Source organism: Sphingorhabdus sp., from assembly GCF_044357595.1.
Taxonomy (GTDB): domain Bacteria; phylum Pseudomonadota; class Alphaproteobacteria; order Sphingomonadales; family Sphingomonadaceae; genus Sphingorhabdus_B.
This window is the reverse complement of sequence record NZ_JBIKPH010000154.1, coordinates 1-5,060: the sequence shown is the minus strand read 5'-3', so window position 1 is coordinate 5,060 and position 5,060 is coordinate 1. Positions and strand designations below refer to the sequence as shown.

The following is a 5,060-nucleotide window of genomic DNA, read 5'->3' as shown; positions in this document are numbered from 1 at the left end:
CCGTCACGCAAGCGGTTATCACCGTTCCAGCCTATTTCAACGATGCCCAGCGTCAGGCCACTAAGGATGCTGGCCTGATTGCAGGGCTTGAAGTGCTGCGTATCATTAACGAGCCGACGGCTGCTGCGCTTGCGTACGGCATGGATAAGGACGAAAACAAAACCATCGCGGTCTATGACCTTGGCGGCGGTACGTTTGACATCTCGATCCTTGAAGTTGGCGACGGCGTGTTCGAAGTAAAATCGACCAATGGCGACACGTTCTTGGGCGGTGAAGATTTCGACAGCGTGCTCGTTGAGCATCTGGCGGCAGATTTCAACAAGGCCGAAGGCATTGACCTGACGAAGGACAAGCTTGCGCTGCAACGTTTGAAGGAAGCGGCTGAAAAGGCGAAGATTGAATTGTCTTCGACGCAGACAACCGAAGTCAACTTGCCGTTCATCACCGCCGATCAAAATGGTCCGAAGCATTTGGTAAAAACCATCACGCGCGCCGACCTTGAAAAGCTGGTTGATGATTTGATCAAGCGTACGCTTGAGCCTTGCAAAAAGGCGTTGGCCGATGCGGGTATCAAGGCTGATGGCATTGATGAAGTCGTGATGGTCGGCGGTATGACCCGCATGCCAAAGGTGCGCGATGTCGTGAAGAGTTTCTTCGGTAAAGAACCGCACACCGGTGTGAACCCAGACGAAGTCGTTGCAATGGGCGCCGCCATTCAGGCGGGCGTGTTGCAGGGCGACGTTAAGGACGTGCTTTTGCTCGACGTGACGCCATTGTCGCTCGGTATCGAAACGCTCGGCGGCGTGTTTACGCGCATGATCGACCGCAACACGACGATCCCGACGAAGAAGAGCCAAGTATATTCGACCGCAGAAGATAATCAGAATGCTGTCACCATCCGCGTGTTCCAAGGCGAGCGCGAAATGGCGGCGGATAACAAGCTACTTGGCAATTTCGACCTTGTTGGCATTCCGCCAGCACCGCGCGGCGTGCCGCAGGTTGAAGTGACTTTTGACATCGACGCCAACGGCCTTGTCAGCGTGACCGCAAAGGACAAAGGCACGGGTAAGGAACAGCAGATCAAGATCCAAGCATCGGGCGGTTTGTCGGATGCGGATATTGACCAGATGGTCCGCGATGCCGAAGCCTTTGCCGAAGAAGATAAGAAGCGTCGTGAATCGGCAGAAGCCAAGAACAACGCCGAAAGCCTTGTCCACTCCACCGAGAAGCAGCTTGTAGAACATGGCGACAAGATTGACGCCGCGTTGAAGGGTGAAATCGAAGCGGCTGTTGCGGAAACCAAGACCGCCATCGAAGGTGGTGATGCCGAAGCGATGAAGGAAAAGGCAACTGCCTTGGCCCAAGTTGCGATGAAGCTTGGTGAAGCGATTTACAAAGAAGAGCAAGCGGCCGGAGCTTCGGCAGAAGCCGCATCGGAAGAAGCGCCAACAGACGACAATGTCGTTGATGCCGAATTCTCCGAAGTCGAAGACGACAAGAAAGACTGATGTTGAAAATTTCCGGCTGTCGCTCTCGAAACGCAGCGTTGGCCGGAAAGTCCGGGGGGTTAGTCAGTCATGAATCTCGACATTGATTATTATGAATTGTTGGAAGTTGAGCGGACAGCGGATGAAAAGACGCTGAAAACCGCTTATCGTCGTATCGCGATGGAATGCCATCCCGACCGCAACCCCAGCTGCGACCAGTCCGAAGCCAAGTTTAAGGCCATCAGCCAAGCCTATGACGTCCTAAAAGATCCGCAAAAGCGCGCAGCCTATGACCGTTTGGGCAAGGCCGCGTTTGAAAATGGCGGCATGGGCGGCGGCGGTCAAGGAGGCGCAGGCTTTGGGGATTTCTCCGACATATTCGAAAGCTTTTTTGGCGATGCCTTTGGTGGACGCCAGCGTGGGCCTGCACGCGGGGCAGACCTGCGCTATGATCTTGAAATCTCACTCGACGAAGCTTTCCATGGCAAAGACGCCGAGATTACCATCGACGTCGCAACGGCGTGCGGCACATGTGAAGGCACTGGCGCGACGCCGGGGTCCGGCAAACGCCGCTGCAACTTGTGCGCTGGTCACGGCAAAGTGCGCGCGCAGCAAGGCTTTTTCGTTGTAGAACGTACATGCCCCACCTGTCATGGTCGCGGCGAAGTGATTGAGTCCCCATGCCGTGCATGTGGCGGCGAAGGTCGGGTGGATGAACGCAAAACCATTTCGGTTAATATCCCCCCGGGCGTTGACGAGGGGACGCGCATTCGCGTTGCCGGCAAAGGCGAGGCTGGGCCAAATGGCGCAGCGGCGGGTGATCTATACATCTTCATCCATTTGTCCCGGCACAAGGTGTTTGAGCGCGACGGCACGACATTGTTCTGCCGTGTGCCCGTAAGCTTCACCACAGCCGCGCTGGGTGGCGAAATTCGTATTCCGGGCCTTGATGGTGCGGAGCATATCATCGTCGTTCCAGACGGCATCCAGTCGGGCAAGCAGCTGCGCCAGCGCGGGGCAGGTATGCCCGTGTTGCAAGGACGTGGCCGCGGTGACATGGTTATTCAAATCGATGTGGAAACGCCGTCCAAGCTGTCGGCCCGTCAGAAGGAAATCCTGCGCGAGTTCCGCGAAACCGAAACCGGCGAGGAATGCCCGCAATCAACTGGCTTTTTTGATAAACTTAAGGGCATTTGGGACGGCATAGCGCCGTAATCGGATGTGGTAGAAGGTCAGTGTGAATCTGATCAACCTCGACCCTGAGCGTATCTATGAGGGGACGGATGTGCGTGAGCCGGTCCTGCTCCTCATCAAGGATGGCATGAAACACCTGTCGCTTGTAACTTTGCGCGCGGCTAGCCGAAAATTCATGGCCCTGTGGCAGTGACGACAGCAGAATATCAATCATCCGTTCCGCGCCATGCAAGCGGCCCCAAAGATAGTCATTCTCGCGATAGGAACGGCTGAAAAACGCGCCGAAATTGTTGAACTGGATGCCTTTAAGTGTGGCTGCGGCGCCACCCTTGCGGATGGAGGTGCAGTCTTCGGGAGAAATGCGGTCCACTTTGACAGGGTCGAATTCGTCCAAGCCTTCGTCCTGCAACAATGGCAAAGTCGCAATATCGTATAGCGCATAGCCTAGATAGCCAAGCAACATCGCCCGGCGCGCCTCCACCGGAAGCGTGAGCAACGCCTGACACAGGATTTTATCGACCTGCGTGTCCTTTCTGATCAGGTCGCGCTGTGCGGCAAGATGGTCCATCAACCCTGCCGGATTGGAGACGCCAGCTTGCGCAGCCAAAGCAAAATCGGCACCCAAAAACTCCGCCGTTTCCAGATCGAGGAACACAGCGAGGCATTTATAAATGGCATCGCGCATGTTGGTGATATTGTCGTCTGGCACGTCTATGACATTCTCGACCTCTTCGGTCAGGTGTCGTGCGAGGAAGCGCAGGCGGCGGATCCGAAAGCGCAGGTCATGTGCGCGGAAAAAAGCGATCGCCTGTCGCGTCGTTTCCTTGCCAGCGCGTTGCGGCATGTGGTCAACACCACGGGCCTTAATCTCTGTCCATAATGCGCTGCGGAGCGCACGAAAAAAGGCGGGGGATGAATCGGGAAGGCTTCGGCGTGCGGTTGCGATAATGTCGTCAACGACGCCTGCAACTTTAAGATGGCTATACGCACGATAGCTAAACCCACCTGCTACAATGGCTTTTTGCTGCGCCGATTGCCGCCACTTTTGCATACGGGCCGCTGTCGGCTGGCTTAGGAACCATGTTTTGCCAAGCAGCGTTTCGACCGTATTTTCTACTTCGTCGCGAAGACTGTCGACGATGCGGCGGGTCCTCTCGATCCGGTCAGAGTGCCCCGTGATTTTTTCCAGACTGTCGCGGATCGGTTGTTCGCGTGGGATGTTGGATGTCGCACCCAATATGGTCGAGAAAAACCCCGGTGGCTTGCGCGGCATGTCGGCAGTGCCGTCCGCATTGCGCTTGCCAAATCGGAAGCTTGGTCGACCTGGCTTTGGGTCGATATACACAAAGCGCCGGTCTACTTCGCGGCGTGCAGGGCGGTTGCGTAACGCGGCAATCGCTTGGTTAAAAGGCGCGTTTGCAAGGACCGAACCGTCAATCAGCATCGTGTCCTCAGCGGCATTGGCGGCAAATTGTTGCGGCAATATACGTTTTAAAAATGCACTGCGGCCAAACCATGTGACATTCTCGCGCGTCAGCAAGCGGTCGAGTTCACGCACGGAAAATGGCGGAAAGGCCCCCGGAAAGCTCGCCGTAGCTCGGGCCGCGAATATCAACTCGGCGATCTCTGCAAGTCCTGTTCGGCCGCGTGTCGAGAAATCCACTGTGATGCGATGTTCGGATTCAGTCACTTCTTCCGGACTGTTCAGGCGCAAGACCTGATCATGGCCATTAAAATCCGTTACCGTCACAAACAGATCCAGTGGTTGATTTTCTGGCAAAAGCAGTGGCCCAGCCTTGCTCGCCGCCATGGCGTTCAGCGCGTCGAGCAACAGCTTGGAAAAAACATTTCCGCCAAAGGGTGGCGCAAACCAGCGCGCGCGGACAAAGCGCGACAGCTTTGTGGCGACTTCCTCCTGCGCTTCTTTGGCGACGGTCCGTTCAACCGCACCGCCCCGTCTGCGCAGTATCATCCATGCAATTGGCGTGGCCCAAAATTTGGTGAAGCGCGATAGCGGGCGGGCATCAGGGTCAAGCAGGACATCGACATCGGCCATTTCGAGCCACATGTCCGTCAATGGTTCAAGCGATTGGCCGGTGACAATGGCTTGCGACAGAAAAATTCCGTTGATGCCGCCTGCGCTGGAACCCGCGATGATGTCGGTAAACACCCGCAATTTTACGCCGCTGACACGGGACATTTCCGCCAGCAAATCGCGATAGACGATTTCGCTGCTGCGCGTGGGTTGCACACCGTCATGGAAGGCGCGGCTGGCGCGGACCATATGCCAGATTTCGCGCGTGACGCCGTGCATGTAGATGGCAAGGCTGACCCCGCCATAACAAATGAGCGCCAGTCTGAGTTCTTTTTCGCGCATAT

General features: G+C 56.2%; 3 protein-coding genes. 2 read left to right on the top strand and 1 reads right to left on the bottom strand.

Annotation, left to right across the window (positions count from 1 at the left end):
- Positions 1-1,508: molecular chaperone DnaK (dnaK, locus tag ACIQ2T_RS11870; RefSeq protein ID WP_397590999.1), on the top strand; the 1,508-nt coding region annotated here is incomplete at its 5' end.
- A gap of 69 nt (positions 1,509-1,577) precedes the next feature.
- A complete protein-coding gene (gene dnaJ, locus ACIQ2T_RS11865; RefSeq protein WP_397590998.1) occupies positions 1,578-2,702 on the top strand; it encodes a molecular chaperone DnaJ in 1,125 nt (374 codons plus the stop codon).
- Here dnaJ and ACIQ2T_RS11860 read toward each other — a convergent pair.
- Complete coding sequence (locus ACIQ2T_RS11860) at positions 2,671-5,058, bottom strand: patatin-like protein (protein ID WP_397590997.1); 2,388 nt, start codon at positions 5,056-5,058, stop codon at positions 2,671-2,673. The genes dnaJ and ACIQ2T_RS11860 overlap by 32 nt on opposite strands.
- Between the last annotated feature and the right edge of the window lie 2 nt (positions 5,059-5,060).

Bases quoted from the DNA above. Each gene is read 5' to 3' on its own strand.
- dnaJ (WP_397590998.1), top strand. From the start codon at position 1,578: ATGAATCTCGACATTGATTATTATGAATTGTTGGAAGTTGAGCGGACA.
- ACIQ2T_RS11860 (WP_397590997.1), bottom strand. From the start codon at position 5,058: ATGCGCGAAAAAGAACTCAGACTGGCGCTCATTTGTTATGGCGGGGTC.